The organism is Paenibacillus sp. MSJ-34, from assembly GCF_018918005.1.
In the GTDB taxonomy this organism is placed as follows: domain Bacteria; phylum Bacillota; class Bacilli; order Paenibacillales; family Paenibacillaceae; genus MSJ-34.
In genome coordinates this window covers 58,158-78,478 of the sequence record NZ_JAHLPR010000029.1, presented here as the reverse complement: position 1 = coordinate 78,478, position 20,321 = coordinate 58,158, and the positions used below count along the sequence as shown (strand labels likewise).

Genomic DNA, 20,321 nt, shown 5'->3' with positions numbered 1-20,321 from the left:
GCCGATTGCCTATGTAAAGGAATCATTTCATAGATTCCGAGTATTATGACGATGGAACCGGGACGCAACCCTTCAAATAGGGAAAGGATATGACCGATGTCCTTGCAATCCCGTCCCAAGCATGCTACATTAATCAATGACCCTTTGACCGTTTCCGTTCAATAGTCAAAAAATAGATCTTGATGCGCCTGCGCAGGAGGGGATTGTACCATGGCAGTGGACCGCAGAAAACAAATTCTGGAAGCGGCCGCCAAGTCTTTTGCCTTGTTCGGATATAAGGCGACGACGATGGATCAAGTGGCCAAAATCGCGAATGTCGGAAAAGGAACGATCTATACGTTTTTCACCAATAAGGAACAACTGTTTGATCAAATTGTACAACAAGTGATTCAAGAAATGAAGCAAATCGCCGACCGGGAAATCGATCCGGACAAGCCGTTTTTTGAAAATTTGTACCGGGTATTGGATCGGGTGCTCGATTTTCGCGCAAAGCACGAGCTTATTATTAAATTATCCCATGAATTGCGGGAATTCGGAACGCCGATGGCAAACAGCGGACTGGACAAGGTGGAACAGGCGATGCTGGCCTATATCGAACGCGAAGTCGCCCAAGCGGTCGCCAAGAAAGAAATTCGGCCGGTCGATCCGAAGGTAACGGCATTTATTATGCTCAAATTATATACGGCGTTGACCTCGCAATGGAGTCATGCGAATCCGCCGCTTCGCAAAGAAGAAATTCAACGGCATTTCCAAATTCATTTAATCGAAGGGTTGGCTCGGTAACTTCCTCGGTTCGTCCCGTGTTAAACGGCGCGACTGAGGTTTTTTTTCGACAAAAATAGAATAAATGTTTTTTTGTTGACATGCATAGAACGACAACATTACCGAGACAGGTACTTTATAATTATTTTTGTTGCTTCCTGGGTCGATGCAAAATATTGAATATGACGGATGGGCGGGATACATAGTATGGAAGAAGCGAGGAAGTACGAAGCCGGCGCGGAAGATACGAAGCATCCAAGGAACGAAAAAATCGAATTGGACGTTCAAACCATTTTGCATCAAATGGGTATTCAGGAGGATCGATGGCCGTCCGACATCATTGGTCCAATTCAACGGAAATCCGACTATTAAACAAAAACAAATACAATCCTCATCCGATCCGCTTTCCTTGTTCATGATCGGGCCTGAGGATTGTTTTTTCATTTCAACATACGTTCGGCGCGCACAAAAGCGATAAACCGCTTCGCTTCTTCTTCCGTCAGCTTGCGGCCGTCCACCGTAAGGCTGAACCGTTCCAACAAATCCGCATCGGATAATTCCAACTGATCCGTAAATTGGCGCACTTCGCTGTCCATCGTCGATTTCGGATCGAACGTGCGGCCGATTAAATAATCGATCGAAACTTCGAATAGATCTGCAAGTTGCATTAACGTTTCGAAATCCGGTTTTCTTCTGTTTTTTTCATAATGCGAGAGAGCCGCGCGCGTAATCCCGATGGATGCGGCAAGTTCTTCCTGCGTCCATCCCTTCTTCTCGCGCAATTCCGCAATCCGATTTCCATATTTCATAAATTCCCTCCTGACTCCGACTTGAACAAAAAAACGCTTGACATGCTACAAAATGTATCGTAAGTTATAGATACAAATTGTATCGAATGCCAAAATAGATACATTTAGTATCATTATATCCGCCCAAAGCATGGGGATATACCATTCGCATGAGCATGCTTGGGCAGCGTGAATTCTCGATTAAAGGAATGAAAATATGAATCAGAGCGTATCGCCTCAGCCGATCCGGCTTCGTTTGTCGCCTTCGGTCAAAGCGGATTTGTCGATTGCCTGCATTCATGGCCGCGTGATCGATTGCAAAAAGGTGCCTGTATTAATATTAGCGCTCAGTCCGGTCTCCATGGAAATAACGACCAATCTGCTGTTGCCGGTTTTCGGTCATTATGTGCTCTCCTTCGAATTTCAAATCGAGCAGGTATGGCTGAAGCAATACGGACAAGTGGCGCTGAGGAAAAAAGAGGATAATCTGTATCGATACCACATCTCTTTCGTTCCGAACGAATCGAATCGGCGCATGCTGACCGGATTGTTGAACGCGTACATACGCCGTACGCGCCCCAAGCATGTGGAAATTCATCAATTGTACAGCAAGCTGTCGCGTTACGATTCCATCGTATAGCAGGACCTTTTTTTAGATATTCCTTCTTATTTTACTATATTTCGCAATGAACCGCATTAATTCTTTAACACTAGTTATTTGGGTGATTTGTATGATAGACCTCCATTGCCATATATTGCCGGGCCTCGACGACGGTCCGAAAACGGCGGAAGGGTCTTTGAAGCTGGCGGCGGCAGCCATTCGGAACGGAATACATACGGTCGTAGCGACGCCGCACCATGCGACGAGGCGTTACCATAATTCGGCATCGAAAATCCGGAAAGCGGTCGATCGAATGAACGAACGTTTGCGGCTGCGAAGCATGCCGTTGACCGTGCTGCCGGGTCAGGAATTTCGTCTTCATCCGTCTTATTTATCGGACTACGACCGGGGGAAATTGCAGACATTGGCGGACAGCATGTATTTGTTAGTGGAATTGCCTTCCCGGGCGATTCCGCCCTATTTCAACGAGTTTGCGGAATGGATGAGCCGTTCCCGCCTGCAAATCGTCATCGCGCATCCCGAGCGCAATTTGGAAGTGGTGGAGCGGCCCGAATTGCTGCTTGAATGGAGGGAGCGCGGCATCTTCTTGCAAGTGACCTCGCAATCGCTGCTCGGATTGTTCGGCCGAAGAATTCAGCGTACCGCCGCGATCATCTGCAAACGCAAGTGGGCGCATATGCTCGCCTCCGACGCGCATAACACGCTGCAGCGCGGCTTTTACTTGCGGCAAGGGTACGAAACGCTGAAACAATTGGGAGGGGCGGATTACGCCCGTTGTTTGCAGCGCAACGCCGAACGTTTAATTCGCGGCCAAACCGTCGTTTCGTGCAAGCATCCATTGGATCAACCTATAAATACGGAGGCGAGGGATTCGCAGTGGAACTGAAGGAACTCATTCAAACGTTCAAAAAAAGGTTCTGGCTCATTCTGGCGGCCGTTGCGCTCGGCACCGGTGCAACGGGGCTCGTAACCTTTTATTATATTACCCCGCAATACGAAGCGTCTTCCAAGCTGATCGTCAATAAATTGTTCGCGGACGAATCCCCGCAGCCGGATGTGAATTCGATCAACACGAACATTATGCTCATTAATACCTATAAAGAGATCATTCAATCGACGGCCGTTATGGATAAGGTGGTACAGCGGTATCCGAATTTGAACGTTCCCGCGGAAACTCTTGTTCACAAGGTGCGGGTTCATTCCGTACGCGAATCGCAGATCATGACGCTCACAGTCAAGGATGCGAATTACGGCAGGGCGGCGGAAATCGTCAATGCGGTTGCGGCGGTATTTCAAGAGGAAATTCCGAAAATTATGAATGTCGACAATGTGACGATTTTGGATAAGGCCAAACCGGGCGAATCCGTGACTCCGGTCAGCCCGAATATGCAGCTTCATATCGCCGTCGGCTTTGCCTTATCTTTGCTGCTGGGAATTGCGGTCGTATTTTTGCTGGAATATTTGGACGATACGCTCAAGAACGAGGCGGAGGTCGAACAGTATCTCGGGCTTCCGACGCTAGGCGTAATCATGAAAATTCAAAAGAAAGATTTGAATGGCAAGACGGTGCATACCGAGAAAAATCAAGCGGGTGAACAATATGCCACGGTTAGCTCATGAACAAAAGCTGGTGATGGAAATCAATCCGAAATCGCGCATTTCCGAGTCGTTTCGGACGCTCCGGACCAATATTCGGTTTGCGAGATGGGAAAATCCGGTGAGGACGTTATTGATCACTTCGGCCGTGCCGGGGGAAGGGAAAACGACGACCGCCGCCAATCTGGCGGTTTCCTATGCGCATGAAGGCAAAAAAGTGCTCCTCGTCGATGCCGATTTACGGAAGCCTTCCTTGCATCTTATGTTCGGCCAAACGAATCTTTACGGTTTGACGAATCTGCTCACGAACGAAAGGCCGGATCAAGAGGCGATCCGGGAAAGTTATATTCCGAATCTGTCGCTCGTCCCGTCCGGCACCATTCCGCCGAACCCGGCGGAAATTTTATCGTCGTCCCGATTGGACTCGTTGCTGGAAGAGTGGAAGCGGCAATTCGATATCGTCATCTTCGACTCCCCTCCGACGTTGGCCATTACCGACGGATTGGTCGTGGCGACCCGCTGCGACGGAGTCATATTGGTCGTTCAAGCCGGGAAAGTCAAACTTGAACAGGTTCGGAAGGCGAAAATGAATTTGGAACTAGTCAAGTCCACCGTTTTGGGCGTCGTTCTAAACAACGTCAGACGAAGCAAAGCGGCGCAAGCGAGTTTGCAATACTACGAAACGGACTAAGAAGAAAGCGAGCGGCTTGCCGGGCAAGAAGAGGCCGGCTGCAGGTAATGTCTACTGTACCTATACCACCGTAGGCACTCGATCATGCTGTGGGTGCAAAACCTTAGACGTTCATCGTCGATGGTGTGATGTGAGGCGGGGTTAAATGCCCTTTTCTATTTTATCGCGTTTATCCGCTAAATAGAGTTAGCGAACATGCGCTAATAGAGATTGGAGTTATGCCGTTTTGGTTGGCAAACCCCTTGCCGGGTTAAAACGGTGCAACTGCAATTTTTATAAAAAATGAACTGCTGTCCGAAATGGGAGGAACGATATGAAGTACGAGAAGCGAATGACCATGTTGCTTGGAATGGATTTTTTGCTGATAGGGGCAAGCGTTTATTGGTCATACTTTCTTCGCTTTGACGGCGCGATTCCGGACGACTGGGTCCGGCAATTGGCCGTTTATGTTCTTATTTCAAGCGTAATTCATCTATCCTTGATGCACTATTTCAAATTGTACAAAAGAATATGGAAGTTTGCGAGCATCGGTGAAGCCGTATCGATTATAAGGGCGATCGCAATCGGCAGCATCGTATCCTATGTCTTCCATATTGTCATTATGCGGGAACCGGTGCAGCTCGAAATAGCCTTCCTCTCTTTCGTAAACGTATTGTTCGCCGTCGGCGGCTCTCGATTCGTCTGGAGAATCGTTCGGGACGGATACGATAAGCGTGGCGGGAAAAAGGACCGAGCGTTAATTATCGGTGCAGGCAGCTGCGGAAGTATGATCGCGAAAGAATTGAAGTTCAATTCATCGGCGAATATGATTCCGGTTTTGTTCATCGACGACGACAACGCGAAGCATAAATGCCAGGTACACGGCATCCCGGTAATCGGAGGCAGAGAGATGATCCACAAAGCGGTCGAACAGTACGACATCGGCCAAATCATTATCGCCATCCCGTCCGCGTCGAAATGCGAAATGAAACGGATCATCGAGCTGTGCAAGTCGACCAAAGCGAAATTAAAGCTCATTCCGATCTTGAACGATTTGATCGAAGGCAAAGTCAGCATTAACGAAATACGCGACGTCGAAGTCGAAGACCTGCTGGGGAGAGAACCGGTCACGACCGATTTGCATGGCATCGCCGGCTATGTGGAAGGAAAAACCGTGCTCGTCACCGGCGCGGGCGGATCGATCGGTTCGGAATTGTGCAGGCAGGTTGCCCGTTTCCGTCCGGATCGGCTGCTGCTGCTCGGCCATGGCGAGAACAGCATCTATAACATCGAAATGGAGCTGAGGCGCAGCTTCCCCGGGTTAGCGCTGATGCCGATTATTGCCGACATTCAGGATATGGCGCGGATGGACGAAGTGTTCGGCCAATATCGGCCGCAGGTCGTCTTTCATGCGGCGGCCCATAAGCATGTTCCGCTGATGGAGCGAAATCCCGCCGCAGCGATCAAAAATAATGTGCTGGGCACGAAAAATGTGGCGCAATGCGCAAGCAAGTATGCCGCCGAACGTTTCGTGCTCATATCGACGGATAAGGCGGTGAATCCGACCAACGTCATGGGGGCGACGAAGCGGCTGGCGGAAATGATCGTCCAAAGCTTGAGCAGGAACAGCCAAACGGTATTCGCCGCCGTACGCTTCGGCAATGTGCTCGGCAGCCGCGGCAGCGTCATTCCCCGCTTCAAGGAACAAATCAAGCAAGGCGGCCCCGTCACGGTCACGCATCCCGACATGGTCCGCTATTTTATGACGATTCCGGAGGCGGTGCAATTAGTCATTCAAGCGGGCGCGCTGGCGCAAGGCGGCGAGGTGTTCATTCTCGACATGGGCAAACCGGTGCGAATCGTCGACTTGGCCAAAGACTTGATCCGCCTGTCCGGATTCGAGCCGGACAAGGATATCTCCATCGAATTTACCGGCATTCGCGAAGGAGAAAAATTGTTCGAGGAACTGCTTACCGACGAAGAAGGGATTTCGTCGACGAAGCATGACCGGATTTATATCGGCAAGCCGGCGGTTGTCGATGCGGCGCCGTTGTTTGCGGAAATCGACCGATTGCATGAAATCGTTATGCAGCAAGACCTCGAAACGTTCCGCACGCTGCTGCAACTCGTCGTTCCCGGTTATCATGCCGCTCCCGAGGAGGCGCAGACCGCGGCCGTTCCGGGACAAAGCGAAGAAGTTTACGCTTTGGCGGGAGCTTAGAGAGGACGTGTCATTTCATCCGGATGAAACTTATACGAACCGCGCCGTCGCTGCGCTTCAATTTTGCATGGACCTTCGCGGGCAACGTCGTGTATGCGCTCTGCCAATGGGCGCTCATCGCCATGATGGCCAAATGGGGCGGAGCGGCAATGGTCGGCCAATATTCGCTTGGCCTGGCCGTTACGGCGCCCGTCTTTATGCTCGCAAACTTGCAGCTTCGTTCCATTCAAGCGACGGATTCCGAGCGCCAATACGCATTCGGGGATTACATGGGACTAAGGCTGTGCACTTCCGTCTTGTCCGTTGCCGTCATCGCGGCGATCATGGCGATGAATCGCCATTCTTGGGAAATGACGGCCGTCGTGCTGCTAATCGGCTGTTCCAAAGCGATCGAGTCGGTGAGCGACGTCGTCTACGGCATGGTGCAGCAGCGGGAAAGACTGGATCTGATCGCCAAATCGCTGCTCGTCAAAGGGCCGTTGTCGCTGCTTACGACCGCATTGCTCTTATGGACGACCGGAAGCCTTGTCGTATGCGTCGCCGGTTTATGCGCGGTTTGGCTGCTCGTTCTCGTTGCGGCCGATATGCGATACGGCGCCCGATTCGAAACGTTGAAGCCGCGCTTGCGGCTTCAACAGCTTCGCTCCTTGGCCAAGCTTAGTTTCCCGCTCGGCATCGTGATGATGCTCATATCGTTAACCGACGCGCTTCCGCGCTATTTTATCGAATCGATTCTCGGTACGGAAACGTTGGGCTTCTATGCGTCGCTGGCTTATTTTATCGTTGCCGGAAGCACGGTCATGGGGGCGCTGGGACAAACGGCGAGCCCTCGGCTGGCCCGTTACTACGCGGAGAGGCGAACGGCGGACTACAAACGTTTGCTATGGAGGATGGGGGCGCTGGCGGCAGGTTTGGGCGCCGCAGGAACAGTCGTCGCGGCCGTTGCCGGCAAACCGATATTGGCGCTTGTATATACGCCGGAATATGCAGCGTACGGACCATTGCTCGTATGGATGATGGGGTACGCCGCCATATCCTACGCCGCTTCCTGTCTCGGGTATGGCATGACCGCGGCGCGCTTGTTTGCCGTGCAGCCGTATATATTTGCGTTGACGGCGCTTGCAAGCTTCCTCTCGCTGTGGCAGCTGGTGCCGCTCCACGGCGTGTACGGCGCGGTATATTCGCTTATGATCGCGGGAGGCGTTCAGGCGGCCGCGAGTGCGGCGGTCGTCGCGTATGCAGTACGGAAAAATCGAAAACGCGAGGGTGATCGTATTGTCGCAACAACCGCTTAGAATTTTATTTTTTTTCGGAGTGATGAACCGCGGAGGGGCCGAGACGTTCGTCATGGACGTGTATCGGCATATCGACCGCAGCCGGATTCAGTTCGATTTTGTCGTCCATTCGCATAGAGAGGGCCATTTCGATCGCGAAATATACGAATTGGGCGGACGAATTTTCCATATTGCCGCTCCGGTATGGAGCCGGCTGTGGAAATACGAAAGGGACGTTCGCCGCATCTTGACGGAATACGGGCCGTTTGCCGGCGTACATAGCCAGCTGTATTATTTCTCGGGACTCGTCTTGCAATCGGCGAAAGCATGCGGCATACCGATTCGAATCGCGAACAGCAACAGCATACGGGACGGTTACCGGGATACGCCGCTAAGAACGATGTACCGGCGCATGATGCAAAGAAAGATCGCCGCCTGCTCGACCCACATGCTGGGCGTTTCGACCGCCGCGTGCAAGTCGTTATTCGGCGACGATTGTTTCGCCTCCGGCAAAGTGAGGATCGTGCCCAACGGGATTCATACGGATAAATACCTCCGTTTGCCCGAAGACAAACAGCAACTGCGCCGCAAGCTTGGCTTGCCCGAAGATACGCTGCTGATCGGCCATGTGGGACGTTTCGATCCGCCGAAGAACCACCGGTTCCTTCTCCGCGTGTTCGCAGATTTGCTTGCGCGCGTTCCGAACGCCCACTTGCTCCTTGCCGGCGACGGCCCTTTGCGTGCGGAGATCGAGCAGACCGCGTCCCGGTACGGGATCGAGGATCGCGTCCTATTGCTCGGCGTGCGCGACGACGTTCCGGATTTGCTCGCCGCGATGGACGTATTCGTATTCCCGTCTCTCTACGAAGGGCTCGGTTTGGCCGCGATCGAATCGCAGGCGGCGGGAGTGCCGTCCGTCATTGCGCGAACGGTTCCGGGGGAAGTCGATTTGGGGCTCGGATTGATTGCGTTCGCCGATCTGGAGGAACGGACCGACGGGTGGGTGGAGGCGATTTTGCGCCAGCGCGGCCGGGGGAAAATAAGCCGGGATGCGATCGAGCGAAGAATAATCGAGCGGAATTTGGAAATTTCGCAATCGAGCCGGCTGCTCCAATCGATTTACTGTTCGGCTCATAACACCTAACGGAACCTATTGATTGATGCGAAAGGAATATGCTTATGCTATCTCGGGTCAAGATCGAGGCCCCGCGATCCGATACCGGTACGCGGCGCATGACGGGCGATTATCGCAGTTTTCTTATTTCCTGTTACGCGTGTCTGCTCGCGGCAACCGGATTTTTGGCGTTTCAACCGAACTTATGGCATTGGTTCGTGATTCCGGTGCTGCTATGCGGTATCGCGATCGGGACGGACGCCGTCGACTGGCTGAGGGGGAAATCCGATCCGTTCGATCTTTTCGGCGTTATCGGCATGCTGGGCGTGCATTATTTTTTTCTCGCTCCGCTGCTTCACGTGCATTGGAACATATGGATGGGCGAGGTCAGCCCGCCCGACGATTGGAGAGAGTGGCTAGGGTATCTCTCCATTTTTAATTTTATCGGGATCATGATCTACCGCATCGCGCGCAATGTAAGATGGGGAACGAGACGGAAGGCCGCGAAGCGATGGGTTGTCAATCAACGCGCCTTCCTGCCCGTCTGGTTTGCGTTTCTTGCCGCGACGCTGGCTCTGCAATTGATCGTCTATGCCCGGTTCGGCGGTATCGGCGGCTATATTCAATCGTATACGGAAGGAAACGCTTTTCAAGGATTCGGCATCGTGTTTATGTTCTCGGAAAGTTTTCCGATCGTGCTGGCGATCGGCGCGGCGCTGCTGTTGAAGCAGAAAAACGTTTCGGTCCCGGGCTGGGCCGTGCTGTTCGCGGCATTGACCGCATTCACGCTGCTGCAGCTGCTGTTCGGCGGGCTGCGCGGCAGCAGGAGCAACACGCTATGGTCGCTGTTTTGGGCGGTCGGCATCATTCATTACTATATCCGGCCCGTCACAAGGAAAGTGATTCTAGTCGGCCTTTGCTTTACGTTTTTGTTTATGTACATATACGGTTTTTACAAGGACCAGGGACTGGAGGGATTGAGCGGCATGCTGAACCGTTCGGCGGCAGCCGAGCAGGACGGCGGACAGCATAAGTCGTCGTGGCGGATGACGCTGCTTGGCGACCTGGCGCGCAGCGATATTCAATCCTATGTTCTCTACCGGGCCGTCCGCTATCCGGACGAGTACGGCTACGCTTACGGCTCCACTTACGGCGGCGCCCTCGCTCTGCTCGTCCCGCAGTTCGTATGGCCGGATAAGCCGCCCACGAAAGAAAAGGCGGGGACGGAGGCGCTGTTCGGCGAAGGATCGCACGTTCCCGGGCGATTCGAATCGTCAAGGGTATACGGCTTGCTCGGGGAGAGTCTCATCAACTTCGGCATTTGGTCGATTCCCGCGGCGTTCGCGGTATGGGGCTTCATCATCGGCGCCATTCGCAGATTGTCGGAAGCGTGGCGCCATCAAGACGTTCGGCTGCTGCTGCTGCCGCTGCTGATCAATTTATGTTTCGTTCTATTGGTCGGAGACTCGGACAATATCGTGTTTTTTATTGTAAAATCGGGATTTATGCCGTTTCTGTTCCTATGGCTGGTCACGAAACGGGATGAACGATTGGGGGGGTTGTAATGAGGAAAGGGCATTCGTACGCACCTTTTATTTTATTTGCGGTGACCGTTTCCCAAAGTATCGCGTTTATTGAAGGGCAAATCGCCTTCCTGCGCCGGAACGGATACCGCGTCGGCGTCGTAAGCTCGCCGGGCCGCGTCGGGTGCGAAGGGGCGGAGGTGTACTCCGTGCCGATGAAGCGGGGGATTTCCCCGATGAGGGATGTTGTAAGTCTATGGAAATTGTTCCGTTTGTTTCGCCGCCTGAAGCCGACGGTCGTCAACGCCGGAACGCCGAAGGCGGGACTCCTGTGCAGTATGGCGGCATGGCTTGCCCGCGTCCCGGTGCGCATATACACGGTCCACGGGTTGCGGTTCGAAACGGTAAAAGGGGCGAAGCGGGGACTGCTCATGCTGCTGGAAAAGGTAGCCGCGGGTTGTTCCCACCGCGTGCTGGCGGTCAGTCCCAGCTTGCGGAGCAAAATTGTCGATTGGCGCATCGCCCCGGAACGAAAAACGACTGTCGTTCTGCACGGCAGCAGCAACGGCGTCGATTGCGGCGCTTATGCGCCGACAGACGCGCTGCTGCGGAGGTCCAGAGAGATTCGCGCCGAGCACGGCATACCGGAAGACGCAGTCGTAGCCGGCTTTGTCGGCCGTCTTGCCAAAGATAAAGGGATCGAGGAACTGGTCGAAGCATTCGAGCAAGTGCAGCGGACTTATCCCGAATTGTATTTGCTGCTATGCGGCGATGATGAAGAAGAAGACACGATCGGGCTGCCGACGCGGGAACGGATCGCGCGCAACGCTTATATTAAAACGGCGGGATTCGTATCCGACGTCGCTCCTTATTACCACAGCATGAATATGTTTGTGTTTCCCACTTACCGCGAAGGGATGCCTACGGTATTGCTGGAAGCGGGCGCGGCATCGCTGCCGGCGATCGCGACGGAAGCGACGGGATGCGTCGATGCGGTTGTCGCCGGCGTGACGGGGACGATCGTGCCGATCGGCGACAGCGGCCGGCTTGCGCAGGCGATCGAAGATCTGCTGGAACGGCCGGATGCGGCCAAACGGATGGGGGAACGGGCGAGAGAACGAATGGAACGGGATTTCGTCCCGCGGCAAATATGGACGGAACATTTGCGGCTTTATGAAAACTTGTTGGATCGGCGAGGTTATCGTATCGGGGTGAAAATCGAAGCATGAAACTATTAGTGGCATTGGACACCCGTTTCTACCGGACCCCGGACGGCGCCGTCTGGACGCTCGCGCAGAACGGGGCCGGCTTCTGGGAACGGTATTTGGAAGTGTTCGACGAAGTGCTCGTTCTGGCGCGGGTCCGCGATATCGAAGCTTCTTCTTCCGGCTGGATTCGGGCCGATTCCGAGCGCGTGGCCTTCTACGGTTTGCCGTATTATATCGGCCCTTGGCAATATGTGCGGCAATGGCGCCGGCTGAAACGGGAAACAAGGCGGGCCGTCTCGTTATGCGATTGCGCGATGCTGCGGGTGCCGGGCACGATCGCGACGCTTGCCTGGCGCGAGTCCAAGCGGCAGAAGAAGCGGTTCAGCGTCGAAGTGTGCAGCGATGCCTGGGAGGCGCTCGCTCCCGGCACGGTCAAAAGCGTTGTGCGGCCGCTCGTCAGAGCGCTGGGGACGGTCCAGTTGAAGAAGCAGTGCCTGGAAGCGTTCGGAGCTTCCTATGTGACGGAGCAAACGTTGCAGCGCAGATATCCTCCGGGAGAGAAGACGGTCACGGCGCATTATTCTTCGCTCGAAATGGACGGCGGCATGTTCCGCTGCCATATTAGGGAGCCGAAGCGGCCGTTGACGATTTTGCATGTCGGCACGATGGAGACGCATTATAAAGCGCAGGATACGCTCATTCAAGCGTTGCGGATTTGTTTGGACCGCGGCTGCGACGTGCGGCTGCGTTTAGCCGGGGACGGCAGATGCAGGCCGGACTTCGAATCTCTTGTCCGCGAGCTGAAGCTGGAGGACAAAGTGACGTTTCTCGGCATGCTGCACGGCTTGGAACAGGTGGCGGCGCATATGGACGAGTGCGATTTGTTCGTGCTCCCGTCGCTGGTGGAAGGGTTGCCGCGCGCATTGATCGAGGCGATGGCCCGCAGCATGCCCTGCATCGCTGCCGGAGTCGGAGGAATTCCCGAATTGCTCGGGCCAAGCGAATTGGTCGAGCCGGGGAATCCCGTCGCCTTGGCGGATAAAATCGAAGCCGTCATTGCCGATCCGCAGCGGATGGAAGAAATGGCGAGGCGAAATTATTTGAAGTCGCTCGAATACGCGCCGGAAGTTCTTCGCCGGCGCAGAACGGAGTTTTACCGTTCGCTCAGGACGCATGTCCATGCTGTGAACAAGGGGGAGGCGCGTTATGGAACTTGAGGAAAAAATAAAAACCAGAACGGCGGTGGCAGCCGTCGTCGGCTTGGGTTACGTCGGTTTGCCGCTGGCGATCGAAATGGTCAAGTCGGGTTACCGCGTTATCGGGATCGATGTGTCGCAAGCAAAGATCGGCAAATTGATGGCCGGGGAATCATATGTCAAAGACGTGCCGCATGAAGACGTAGCGCAATGCGTCGAATCGGGCCGATTTACGCTCAGCGCGAGCTATGCCCCGCTGCAAGAAGCCGATACGATCAGCATTTGCGTTCCGACGCCGCTGCGCAAAACGAAGGATCCCGATATTTCGTACGTGACGGCCGCAGTCGATGAAGTGGTGAACGTGCTGACGAAACATACGCTCATCGTGTTGGAAAGCACGACCTATCCCGGGACGTCGGAGGAATTGATCGAGCATGAAATCCGCACCCGGTTGGGTTATCGGATCGGAGAAGATTTTTTCGTCTGTTTCTCCCCGGAACGGGTCGATCCCGGCAATCCGTCCTATCATACGAAAAATACGCCGAAGGTCATCGGCGGCATTACGCCGAGATGCACCGAGATCGGGTCGATGCTGTACCGGAACATCGTAGATACGGTCATTCCCGTCAGCTCTACGAGAGTGGCGGAAATGGTCAAACTGCTGGAAAATACGTTCCGCAGCGTCAATATCGCGCTTGTCAACGAATTGTCGCTAATGTGCGAACGGATGGGAATCAACGTGTGGGAAGTGATCGACGCTGCCGCCACGAAACCTTTCGGCTATATGCCGTTTTATCCGGGACCGGGAATCGGCGGCCATTGCATTCCGCTCGATCCGGTCTACTTGTCCTGGAAGGCGAAAACATACGACTTCTACACCCGATTCATCGAGCTTGCGAGCGATGTGAACGGCAATATGCCGCGATTCGTCGTGCAAGAAATAAGCGATCTGCTCAATTCGCGCAAAAAGTCGGTGAACGGCGCGAATATATTGATGCTCGGCGTCGCTTACAAGCGGGATATCGACGATGTCCGCGAATCTCCCGCCCTCGAAATTTATCATCTGCTTCGGGATAAAGGGGCGGAAGTCGCCTATTACGATCCGTACGTTCCGCGCTTTGCCGATAAACACGGCAATGAATTGCATTCGGTCGAGCTAAGCGAGGGGGCGCTCGCGCAAGCCGATTTGGTCATGATCGCGACGGATCACCGCTGCATCGATTACCGGTGGGTCGCCGTCCACGCCCCGCTCGTATTCGATGCGCGCAATGCGACGAGAGGCATTTGCGGGGATCATATTTATTTGCTCGGGGGCCAACGGTCGGCGGGCGACCGGATGCAAGGCCGCGCGGAGGTGGCCTATGTCTAGACACGTCGTTACCGGCGGGGCCGGTTTTATCGGTTCGAATCTGGTAGAAGCGTTGCTCAGGCAAGGACAGGAAGTGACGGTGCTGGATAATTTCTCGACAGGCAAAAGAGAAAATTTGGAGCCGTTCATGCATCGAATCAAACTGATCGAAGGGGATATCCGGGATTTGGAAACATGCCGCGAGGCGGCAAGCGGCGCGGATTACATCCTGCATCAGGCGGCGCTCGGCTCCGTTCCCCGTTCCGTCGAGGATCCGCTGACAACGCATCTGAACAACGTGAACGGCACGCTGAACATGCTGATCGCCGCCCGCGACGCGGGCGTGAAGAAGATCGTCCTGGCGGGCTCGTCGTCGGCTTACGGCGACGCGAAGGAGGCGGTGAAGAAGGAAACGCTCCCGCCCGCGCCGTTATCGCCGTACGCCGTATCGAAGCTCGCGGCCGAACAATACGCCGCCGTGTTCTACGGCGTGTACGGCTTGCCTGCCGTCTGCTTGCGCTATTTCAACGTATTCGGGCCGAAGCAGGACCCCCAATCGCAGTATGCCGCCGTCATTCCGCGCTTCGTCACGAAGCTCTTGCGCCGCGAGAAACCGGAAATTTACGGAGACGGCGAGCAATCCCGCGATTTCACCTATATCGACAATGTGGTGGCGGCGAATTTGCTTGCTTGCGCCGCCGGGACGGAAGCAAACGGCAAAGTGTTCAATATCGCATGCGGCGAGCAAATCTCGCTGCGTCGGCTGTACCGGGCATGCTGCGACATGATCGGGACCGATATCGAACCTGCGTACCTTGAAGCGAGAAAGGGCGACGTCAAGCATAGCTTGGCGGACGTGTCGGAGGCGAAGCGGCTTCTCGGCTACGAGCCGAAAGTCGGCTTCGAGGAAGGGCTGCGCCAAACGATCGGATGGTACGCGCGCCGGCATCGGGAAGACGGCGCTGCCTTCCAGGCGGAGGCGGCGGGATGAAACGGATATTCGATGCGGCGGTTTCCGCGCTCCTGCTCGTGTTGTTCAGTCCGGTTCTCGCCGTCGTCGCCGTGCTCGTGAAACGCGAACTCGGATCCCCCGTTCTTTTTCGGCAGGAGCGTACGGGAAGGAACGGCGTCAACTTTCGCATTCTCAAGTTCCGGAGCATGACGAATGGCACGGATGCGTACGGCAATTTGCTGCCCGACCAGCAGCGGCTTACGCGTTTCGGCTTGTTCTTGCGCAAATCGAGTCTGGACGAATTCCCGCAATTGTTCAGCGTATTGAAAGGCGATATGAGCCTTGTCGGCCCGCGGCCGCTCTTGCCCAGGTACGTTCCTTACTATACGGAGCGGGAGCGGCTGCGCCATACGGTACGGCCGGGAATGACCGGCCTGGCGCAAGTGAGCGGCAGAAACGCCTTGTCATGGGAAGAACGGCTCGAATTGGATGTGCAATACGTTGAGAACCATTCGTTTCGCCTTGATTTGAAAATTCTTCTGCTGACCGTCAAGAAAGTCATCGGCCGGGACGGAACCGTCGCCGTGCCTTCGTCGGTTATGCTCGATTTGGACGAAGAGCGCCGCGACGTATCCGGCGTTCCCTATTAAAACCTTTCAGGAGGAAAAGATGCAATCGTTAATTATCGCAAATCATGCAGCAACGCAAGCTGTCGATCGTTGCCATTCTTCTCGCCTCAGGATCGTTTCCGAACTTCAATTTCCTTGGCTGCCTACTGCGGACGGGTCGGGTCAAACCGTACACCCGTCCGTCGTTTATTTTCCCGAGAAATGGAACGGCTACGCTTATTGGATGGCCGTATCGGGGTATAAGAACGGGATCGCCGCCTATGAGAATACCCATATCTTCGTCTCGAACGATTTGCTGGAGTGGACGGCGCCGCCGAATTTTACGAATCCGATCGATACGGCGGTTATCGGCGATTTCCAGTCCGATCCGAATCTGCTCTTTAAGGATGGCGTGCTGTATTTGTATTACAGGGACGGAAACACGCTTTTGCGCCGCATGACGACGGACGGATCGAACTGGGCCCCGCGCGAATTTTGCACGTCCGATGAGACGGTCGTCTCGCCTTCCGTCCATTATTTCTCGGGACAATGGCATATGTGGGCGGGCAAGCAGGACGAGGGCGGAGGACTTTATAGATACCAATCGAACGACGGAGTCCATTGGGGCGACGGGAGACGCTGCCGCACCAGCACGCGGCCGAATTTGACGATATGGCATTGCGACGTTTGGAGAGACGGGGCGCTGTATCATACGGTCGCTTCGGCGGGAACGGGCGGCTACAGCACGCTGAATACAACCCAATTGTATTACGGCAGCAGCATTGACGGCGAAAATTGGTATATCGACGAACTTCCATGCGTTCCGAAAGGAATCGATCAGCGGTTGGCCTGGCGCATCTACAAATCATGCGTCGTACCGCACGGCGGGAAGCAATTGCTGTTGGTCAGCGGCGGAGACAAACCGGGGGGCACTCAACTGTCCGCCGCCTGCTGGACCGAAATGTCGGCTTTCCCGAAGCCGGACTTTCCCCCGATCGACGAAAGATGGATCGACGATTACGGGACGATGGACGCCGGCGAACGGAAGGACTACGGATGGTTCAAGCCGTTTCCGTATCAACGGTTGCGCGGCATCGTCAAGCTGGAGCACGGGGGGACGCTCGTCGTCAGGCAAGGCGCGGATCCGGCACCCGCCTATACGTCGGTTCAAACGGTCGAATTGGATGCCGCCAAAGAGACGGAAATCGACATCGCCTTATCGTTTCCGTGGGTCAATGTGTCATTGCAGCATGCCGGATCGATCGCCGGATATGTGCGCAATTTTATTAGTTTATTGCGATAAGTCGCGAATTCCGACAATTCCGTATGAGGTGAGTATCCGAATATGTTCAAAGTAATAAGCCATATTGACGATCAGGAGTGGGACAGGTACGTCGGCCAATTCGACGACGCCGTTATGTGGAAGCTGGAATATTATCGTTTATATCTGAATGAAGGATTGCCCCAGGCCGCTGTTTACGAAGACGACGGCCAATTCGTTTTTTACCCGTATTTGAAAAAAACCATCGAAGGCGACTGGCTTCCCGAAACGTTGCGGAACCGATATTACGATATTAGCACCGCGTACGGGTTCGGCGGGCCGCTCGTGAAATGCAGTCCCGACCGCGAGGAACGGCTGATTGCGGAATTTCGGTCGGCGTTCGACCGTTATTGCCGTGCAAGCAACATCGTGACGGAATTCGCCCGCTTTCACCCGCTTCGGCCTTGCGCCGGCAAGCTTGCGAAGCATATGGACGTCGAGAAAAGAAAGCTGAACGTGTACATCGACATTAAGCCGGAATGGCGGGAAGAAGATTTTTTGAAATCGTATTTGAAAACAAGCCGGAAAAAGGTCAGGAAAGCGGAACGTCTCGGCGTTACCGCAACAGTCGATGAAACCGGGGAAAAGCTGGAGCAATTTCTGCAAGTGTACAATCATACGATGAACCGCCGGAAAGCGGCGGATTACTACTATTTCAGCTCCTCCTATTTCCAACATATCGTGTCCCGATTCCGCGGAAACTTCGTTTTTTTCCATGCGTGGTACGAAGGACGCATCATTTCGTCGGAACTGGCCTTCTACGACGACAAATATTTATACGCGTTTTTGGGCGGGACGCTGTTCGATTATTACCATGTCAGTTCCGAAAATTTCTTGAAGCATTTCGCGGTGATGTGGGCGCATGGCAAAGGGATTGAAAAGTATGTGCTCGGCGGCGGTTATCAAGAAAACGACGGTATCTTTATTTACAAAAAATCGTTCGCTCCAAGCAATTTGGCCGCTTTCTGCATCGGCAAAAAAACGCATAATCAAGCGGTTTACGATGAGCTTTACGAAATTAGAAGCAGGCAGGGTTGCTTGACGGATCCGGATTATTATCCGGTTTACCGCGGCCGCTGGGAGACGGCGGAGCCGTTTGCAACCTTATCGGGAAGGTGACGGGCGATGAACGCCAAACGAATTTATTTGTCCAATCCGCATATCGGCCATCTGGAACAAGAGTATGTAGCCGAGGCGTTCGCAACCAACTGGATTGCGCCGCTCGGCCCCCATGTCGACGCCTTCGAGCGCGAGCTTGCCCAAGCGGTGGGAACGGCGGGCGCGGTTGCGCTAAGCTCGGGCACGGCGGCGATTCATCTCGCATTAAGGCTGGCGGGAGTGGGGCGCGGAGATACCGTTTTTTGCTCTACGCTAACGTTTGTGGCGAGCGCGAATCCGATTTTGTACGAAGGGGCGGTCCCCGTTTTTATCGATTCGGAGCCGGATTCGTGGAATATGTCGCCGGCCGCGCTGCAGCGCGCATTCATTGACGCCGAACTGCAGGGAAGACTGCCGAAGGCTGTCGTCGTCGTCCATTTGTACGGCCAGAGCGCCGATATGGCTCCGATTCTCGAGCTTTGCGGCCTTTACGGCGTACCGGTGATCGAGGATGCGGCGGAGTCGTTGGGAGCGACCTACCGGCAGCGCCCAAGCGGCACGTTCGGCCGGTTCGGCGTTTATTCTTTTAACGGCAACAAAATGATTACGACATCAGGCGGAGGAGCCATCGTATCCGACGACCTGGAGGCGCTTGACAAAGCGCGCTTCTGGTCGACGCAATCGCGCGAGCCCGTACCTCATTACGAACATACGCAGATCGGCTTTAATTACCGGATGAGCAATGTAGCGGCCGCTATCGGCAGAGGGCAGCTGCGGGTGCTCGAGGAGCGGGTGGAGTCCCGCAGACGGGTGTACGACCGTTACTTCCGCGCCTTGTCGCGGTTGGATGGCATCGCCTTTATGCCGGAGGCTCCTTACGGCCGCTCCACTCGGTGGTTAACGGCGTTGACCGTCGATGCCGAGCGGACGGGATGGAACCGATCCCGTTTGCTGGAGGAACTGGCCGGGCGCAATATCGAGGCAAGGCCGGTGTGGAAGCCGATGCATCTGCAGCCGTTGTTTCAATCATGCTCCTATTATCCGCATGAGCAACATCGCAGCGTCTCCGATGAGTTGTTCGGCAGCGGCATCTGCCTTCCTTCCGGATCGGATTTGCAGGAGGAAGATCAGAACAGAGTCATCGATGCCATCATGACGCTTGTCTCGTCCGTCGCGGGGAAGCGGGTGCTTCAATGAGAAGGGATGCGATGGGGATGCAAGGGAGCTACGATGTGATCCGGTTAGGACCGGAATATGCATCCGGCATTTTCGAATTGATCCGGCTCGGTTCCGAGCCCGGCATTTACGAAATGACGATTTGTTCATGCGAAGGATACCGCAAATATATCATCCCGTTTCTTGAACGTCCCCCCTTCTCCCTCCATTCGACGTTTATGGGAATTGCGGACGGACGGGGCGTTCTTCTCGGCTTTGCGGAGTGGCGTTTAATCGTCCGCGCTTTGCATTTGAACAATTTGTTCGTGCACCCGGAAGCGAGAGGGAAAGGGATTGGGAAGTCGTTGCTCAGGTGGGGCATACGGTATGCCGAGCGGTACGGCGTACGGGAGATTACGCTCGATGGATTCGTCTCGAACGCAGGCGTGCTCGGCTGGTATGAGAGGGTCGGTTTCCGTCCCGTTCATACGACCGCGTGGCTTGCCGGCGATTTGCCGGCGCTAACGCAATCGGGGAACGGCGGCGGACGAACGTTTCGCATCGGCAACTTGGACGATGCGCAGGACATTCATGCCGTGTATCAATTCTCGAATTTGGAGATTGAAACGTCGCTGGCGCGCTATGTGGTCGGCAGAATCGGCGGAGCTTATTATCGGGTGTCGACTCCGGCCGCTTTGCGGGACAAGGAACTGATCGCGGGATTGAAGGAATTCGATCCGGCGCGCAAGCTTGCGGCTCTCGTGCCGGAAGAAGCGCAAATGCCGGGCTGGCTCGCTAAAGTCGATACTAGCGTAAGAATGATGATGGAATTGGGCGGAAAGCCGTAATACGGTCACGATAATGG

General features: G+C 54.7%; 20 protein-coding genes. 19 read left to right on the top strand and 1 reads right to left on the bottom strand.

Translation table 11 applies throughout. The annotated features are described in order from the left end of the window. Positions 1–210: 210 nt before the first annotated feature. Positions 211–783 (top strand): TetR/AcrR family transcriptional regulator, encoded by a 573-nt coding sequence (locus KQI79_RS15790; protein ID WP_216539196.1) that lies wholly within the window; start codon positions 211–213, stop codon positions 781–783. A 186-nt stretch (positions 784–969) separates the two neighbouring features. After that, a complete protein-coding gene (locus KQI79_RS15785; protein WP_216539195.1) occupies positions 970–1,134 on the top strand; it encodes a hypothetical protein in 165 nt (54 codons plus the stop codon). A 68-nt stretch (positions 1,135–1,202) separates the two neighbouring features. On the opposite strand, the gene KQI79_RS15780 is transcribed toward KQI79_RS15785, so the two are convergent. Next, entirely contained in the window at positions 1,203–1,571 is a 369-nt protein-coding gene (locus tag KQI79_RS15780; RefSeq protein WP_216539194.1) for a helix-turn-helix domain-containing protein, read from the bottom strand. 196 nt (positions 1,572–1,767) lie between these two features. Here KQI79_RS15780 and KQI79_RS15775 point away from each other — a divergent pair, with 196 nt between their 5' ends. From KQI79_RS15775 to KQI79_RS15695, 17 genes are all read left to right on the top strand, one after another. After that, complete coding sequence (locus KQI79_RS15775) at positions 1,768–2,190, top strand: hypothetical protein (RefSeq protein WP_216539193.1); 423 nt, start codon at positions 1,768–1,770, stop codon at positions 2,188–2,190. 91 nt (positions 2,191–2,281) lie between these two features. Beyond that, entirely contained in the window at positions 2,282–3,058 is a 777-nt protein-coding gene (locus KQI79_RS15770) for a tyrosine-protein phosphatase (RefSeq protein WP_216539192.1), read from the top strand. Further along, on the top strand, positions 3,049–3,792 hold the full coding sequence (locus KQI79_RS15765; RefSeq protein ID WP_216539191.1) for a YveK family protein: 744 nt from the start codon (positions 3,049–3,051) through the stop codon (positions 3,790–3,792). The genes KQI79_RS15770 and KQI79_RS15765 overlap by 10 nt, the downstream gene beginning before the upstream one ends. Continuing rightward, on the top strand, positions 3,773–4,459 hold the full coding sequence (locus KQI79_RS15760) for a CpsD/CapB family tyrosine-protein kinase (protein ID WP_216539190.1): 687 nt from the start codon (positions 3,773–3,775) through the stop codon (positions 4,457–4,459). Before KQI79_RS15765 ends, KQI79_RS15760 begins: the two co-directional genes overlap by 20 nt. 313 nt (positions 4,460–4,772) lie before the next feature. Then, positions 4,773–6,659, top strand: a complete 1,887-nt coding sequence (locus KQI79_RS15755) for a nucleoside-diphosphate sugar epimerase/dehydratase (protein ID WP_216539189.1) — start codon at positions 4,773–4,775, stop codon at positions 6,657–6,659. A gap of 23 nt (positions 6,660–6,682) precedes the next feature. Next, entirely contained in the window at positions 6,683–7,954 is a 1,272-nt protein-coding gene (locus KQI79_RS15750) for a lipopolysaccharide biosynthesis protein (RefSeq protein WP_216539188.1), read from the top strand. After that, positions 7,896–9,077 (top strand): glycosyltransferase family 1 protein, encoded by a 1,182-nt coding sequence (locus KQI79_RS15745; RefSeq protein ID WP_216539187.1) that lies wholly within the window; start codon positions 7,896–7,898, stop codon positions 9,075–9,077. Before KQI79_RS15750 ends, KQI79_RS15745 begins: the two co-directional genes overlap by 59 nt. Positions 9,078–9,112: 35 nt before the next feature. Continuing rightward, positions 9,113–10,612 carry a hypothetical protein gene (locus KQI79_RS15740; RefSeq protein ID WP_216539186.1) on the top strand — a complete coding sequence of 500 codons (1,500 nt, stop codon included), beginning with the start codon at positions 9,113–9,115 and terminating at the stop codon, positions 10,610–10,612. Beyond that, the gene (locus KQI79_RS15735; protein ID WP_216539185.1) at positions 10,612–11,799 is read left to right on the top strand and encodes a glycosyltransferase family 4 protein; all 1,188 of its coding nucleotides are present in this window, start codon (positions 10,612–10,614) and stop codon (positions 11,797–11,799) included. The genes KQI79_RS15740 and KQI79_RS15735 overlap by 1 nt, the downstream gene beginning before the upstream one ends. Beyond that, positions 11,796–12,995 carry a glycosyltransferase family 4 protein gene (locus KQI79_RS15730; RefSeq protein ID WP_216539184.1) on the top strand — a complete coding sequence of 400 codons (1,200 nt, stop codon included), beginning with the start codon at positions 11,796–11,798 and terminating at the stop codon, positions 12,993–12,995. The genes KQI79_RS15735 and KQI79_RS15730 overlap by 4 nt, the downstream gene beginning before the upstream one ends. Beyond that, the gene (locus KQI79_RS15725) at positions 12,985–14,343 is read left to right on the top strand and encodes a nucleotide sugar dehydrogenase (RefSeq protein WP_216539183.1); all 1,359 of its coding nucleotides are present in this window, start codon (positions 12,985–12,987) and stop codon (positions 14,341–14,343) included. The genes KQI79_RS15730 and KQI79_RS15725 overlap by 11 nt, the downstream gene beginning before the upstream one ends. After that, positions 14,336–15,313 (top strand): SDR family oxidoreductase, encoded by a 978-nt coding sequence (locus KQI79_RS15720; protein ID WP_216539182.1) that lies wholly within the window; start codon positions 14,336–14,338, stop codon positions 15,311–15,313. Before KQI79_RS15725 ends, KQI79_RS15720 begins: the two co-directional genes overlap by 8 nt. Then, positions 15,310–15,924, top strand: a complete 615-nt coding sequence (locus KQI79_RS15715) for a sugar transferase (RefSeq protein ID WP_216539181.1) — start codon at positions 15,310–15,312, stop codon at positions 15,922–15,924. The genes KQI79_RS15720 and KQI79_RS15715 overlap by 4 nt, the downstream gene beginning before the upstream one ends. Positions 15,925–15,943: 19 nt before the next feature. Then, positions 15,944–17,185 carry a glycoside hydrolase family protein gene (locus tag KQI79_RS15710; RefSeq protein WP_216539180.1) on the top strand — a complete coding sequence of 414 codons (1,242 nt, stop codon included), beginning with the start codon at positions 15,944–15,946 and terminating at the stop codon, positions 17,183–17,185. 42 nt (positions 17,186–17,227) lie between these two features. Further along, on the top strand, positions 17,228–18,322 hold the full coding sequence (locus KQI79_RS15705; protein WP_216539179.1) for a GNAT family N-acetyltransferase: 1,095 nt from the start codon (positions 17,228–17,230) through the stop codon (positions 18,320–18,322). Positions 18,323–18,328: 6 nt separating this feature from the next. Then, the gene (locus KQI79_RS15700; RefSeq protein WP_216539178.1) at positions 18,329–19,498 is read left to right on the top strand and encodes a DegT/DnrJ/EryC1/StrS family aminotransferase; all 1,170 of its coding nucleotides are present in this window, start codon (positions 18,329–18,331) and stop codon (positions 19,496–19,498) included. Beyond that, the gene (locus KQI79_RS15695; RefSeq protein WP_216539177.1) at positions 19,495–20,304 is read left to right on the top strand and encodes a GNAT family N-acetyltransferase; all 810 of its coding nucleotides are present in this window, start codon (positions 19,495–19,497) and stop codon (positions 20,302–20,304) included. The genes KQI79_RS15700 and KQI79_RS15695 overlap by 4 nt, the downstream gene beginning before the upstream one ends. Positions 20,305–20,321 lie beyond the last annotated feature (17 nt).